At 44.4% G+C, this 3,716-nt stretch carries 2 protein-coding genes; one reads left to right on the top strand and one right to left on the bottom strand.

The features are described 5' to 3' along the window. Positions 1-92 precede the first annotated feature (92 nt). On the bottom strand, positions 93-830 hold the full coding sequence (locus tag AB4238_RS21885) for a YciK family oxidoreductase (protein WP_220736147.1): 738 nt from the start codon (positions 828-830) through the stop codon (positions 93-95). A gap of 262 nt (positions 831-1,092) precedes the next feature. On the opposite strand from AB4238_RS21885, the gene AB4238_RS21890 reads away from it, so the two are divergent. Next, the gene (locus tag AB4238_RS21890; protein ID WP_372035685.1) at positions 1,093-3,579 is read left to right on the top strand and encodes a VolA/Pla-1 family phospholipase; all 2,487 of its coding nucleotides are present in this window, start codon (positions 1,093-1,095) and stop codon (positions 3,577-3,579) included. Positions 3,580-3,716: the final 137 nt, after the last annotated feature.

Here is a 3,716-nt window from a genome sequence, read left to right on the forward strand (position 1 = left end):
AGAATAACTATTAGCTCAAATTCCACTACTTGCCTACAGCGTTTTGAATTCCCGCTGAATGGTCAAACTTTTAATGCAATTGGTATTAATGATTATTGAGCATTAAGCTGTTGGCCATTGATATCTGCTGAATCATTACCCATTAGGTAAAGGTACGTTGGCATGATCTCTTCAGGTTTTTTGAGCAACTGTGGGTTTTCTGCAGGATAAGCATTAGCGCGCATACCGGTGCGAGTAGCGCCTGGGTTAATGCTGTTGGTTCGAATATTGCTGCCTTCGTACTCGTGTGCGATAGCTTGCATCATGCCTTCCGTTGCAAATTTAGACATTGCATATTCGCCCCAGAATGAGCGGGCTTGGCGACCAACACTGCTTGAAGTGAAAACAAGAGAAGCGCTTTCAGACTTACGCATTACTGGTAACAATGCTTTTGTTAACATTATTTCAGCAATAACGTTAACTTTGAACACCTCTTCAACTGAACTCATAGTGATATGTTCAAACGGACCTAACACACCTAACATACTCGCGTTATGCAGTAATCCATCTAAATGCCCAAATTGCTCTTCTATGGTTTCTGCCATATCGAGGTAGTTTTGTTCTGTGGCACCTTTCAAATCGAGTGGGACAATCGCAGGTTTTGGATAACCTGCTTGCTCAATTTGGTCATAAACGGCTTCAAGTTTTTTAACTGTCTTACCTAAAAGAATCACCGTAGCACCGTGCTGCGCGTATGTTAGCGCTGCAGTCTTTCCTATGCCATCACCAGCACCTGTTACCAATATAACTTTACCATTAAGTAAATCTTTTGCAGCTTGATATTCCAACATGAGTTAATACTTCCTCTGAGCTCAAACGCCCGTCACTTCTAGAGTCGCTGATATGGTAAACAGCTGTTTAAAACAAACGATTAATTTTTACCCAGTTATTCGCTAGCGCAATGTGACAAAAATGTAGCTAAGTCAATAATTTTACGTTAACTTGGACTGAGTTAAGGGCTAACAATAAGCCCTATTGGTCATACATTGCTGACTATTGTGACCAATTTCTAAGAGAAAACAAAATTATTACAACAAGATTTGGGGAAAAAAGATGAAAAAGCTCTTTTTAGGTGTCGCAATCACATCTGCATTGGGTCTCACCGCTTGTAGTGAAGACAGTTATAACGAATTAGTCGACAAAACGGAACCATTGGTCCCTCAATCAGTTATCGTTTTTGATCCTGCTGGAGGCGAACTACCACTGCCAAATGACATTCTTTTTAGTGGCACACTCGATGGCACATTGAATATTCCTGATGAAGCGGCTGATGGCAGCAGTGACTACACTGACCCCTCAATGGCGCTTGGTGCATTAGACGGTTGGTCAACAACAGCGCCTATTTCTATTGCGGTTGCTCCCGCTACCGATAATGACGGTACGGTATTAACTTTGAGTAAGACATCGGTTGAACAGCCTGGCGCGGTGAGAATGTTTGAAGCCACTGTCGGTGGGGCGTTATCATCAGATCCTGAGTGTACCAGTGCACCAGATGTTTCTGCTTGTAAAGTGGGTGAAGAGCTACAATTTGGCGTTGACTTTATTACCACGACCTCTGGGAATAGCGTCGTTATCGTACCGCTTAAACCTTTAAAGGCTAAGCAATCTTATATTTATGCGACAACCAACCTTGTCCAAGATTCAGCTGGTCGCGCAATCGCACCGTCATCGACCTACTCATTGCTAAAATTGGATATCGACACAAAGCCTTTAGAAACACCTGAGCAATTATTGCTGCAAGCGGCAGTCAATAGCTATGAAAAAGGTATGGCTGCAGTGGGCGGTCCAGATGCTGAGTCAGTCAGTTATTCTGGTTTGTTTACCACGCAGTCAGTTGCGGATGTTTATGAGGTTTCAAAACTGCTAATTGCTGGCCAACCTGGCTACCAACCAGAGTTTACAATGCCACCTACAGATACAGGTTACACGTTGGCACAGGCATTAATGATGCCGCCACAGCATCCTGCTTATGAAGGTGCTAGTAAAGTTAACCTATGGAAAGCAGAACTGAAATTACCTGTCTATGGTGATTGTTCTTCTACCGAGTGTTTAGACGCTGATGGCAATCCAACCATTAATGGTATGTGGAAAGCGGCTTATGATAGCCCGGTATCGGTATTGCTTGCATTACAAATGGGTACCTTGAGCCAAGAGAATTACTTTACTCAAGCCATTGCCAACGGTATTGAAGATCCTATTGCGGCATTGAGCGACCCAACCATGCTAGCAGGCAAGCTTTGGAATTTAGATGATGGCACACCTGCTGATAAGGCGCGTCATTTAACTAAGTTTAACCCTATCCCACAGATTAAAAATTATGAGTTAGTTCCTGTACAGATGACTGTACCTAACTTTGCACCTGCACCCGCAACAGGTTGGCCAACAACTATGGCGATGCATGGTCTTGGTGGCGGTAAAGAGATGGCCTTCGCTTATGCAGGTACATATGGTGAGCTAGGTGTGGCAACTGTGGCGATTGACATGCCGTTGCACGGTGCTCGCTCATTTGGAAAGGGCTTAATTGTTCCTGGGGCATATACTGTATCGGCATCAGATCCTGCTTTTGGCGCGGTAGTGGGCGACGACACTCTATTCTCTCTGGGTAATCCTTTAGCCTTTATTAACATTGCTAGTACTTTGAGCGTGCGTGACAACTTCCGTCAAGCGACCTTCGATCACTTAGCTGTTCGTGCCGCCCTGACAGGTTACGCAGGACAACTTGCAGCGCTAAACGCACCACAGGTATTTGATAACAACCAAATCAGTGCTCAAGGTTTGAGTCTTGGTGCTATCGTCGGTACTGATTTTGCGACTTATGCAAGCACAGGACTTACGCACCCAAGCGGTGCCGACCTGAGTTCAGTTTATGCGCTTAATGCAGCTTCGCTTGTTGCACCATCAGGCGGCTTTGCAGGAACCTTTATTGGCTCTGCGACTTTTGGTCCATTGTTATTTGACAACATCGTCACAACTGATGCTTTCCTTGAGTTAGTTGAAGAAGCAAATAAAGATCTTGGCTACGAAGTCGGTACGCCTGAATACGATGCACTCGTTAAGTCGGTTTATGACGCCTTCTTGCCGACATTTGCCTTTGCAGTGCAAACCGCGGTTGATAGCGCAGACCCGATTAACCATGCCGCAATGCTTAAAGCTACTGGCTTGCCTATTCACTTAATTGAAGTGGTTGGTGACGGTGCAAACAGCTTGCCAGACCAAGTTCTGCCTAATCGTGTGCCAGGCTTCCCAATTTCTGGCACTGAGCCATTGATTGAAAACTTAGGCCTTGCCTGCGTAGATTCAACGACAGTTGGTTCTGGTGTTGTTAGATTTACTAAAGGGCATCACAGTTCAATTATTGACCCAAGCCCAATTGACGGGGTTACTGATGGACTTGAAGATGTGGCTACGGTAGAGATGCAAACACAAGCTGCATTCTTCTCATACAGTGCTGGTTTACCAGATGCTGTTAGCCCAACTATCTTCTTAGGTTTGGTTGTTGGCACTGATGCAGCGAAAATGGTAGTACAACCTTGTATGTAAAATAAACTGTTTACCGTTCGAAAAGACCCAGCTTTTGCTGGGTTTTTTATTGCCTTTTTTAATTACACTTTTAATTGCGACATAGGCTGCTAGAATAGCGGGCAATAATACCAATTGCATTAAAGGTTTGACCATTC

It is taken from the genome of Shewanella sp. 10N.286.45.A1, assembly GCF_041470405.1.
Taxonomy (GTDB): Bacteria; Pseudomonadota; Gammaproteobacteria; order Enterobacterales; family Shewanellaceae; genus Shewanella.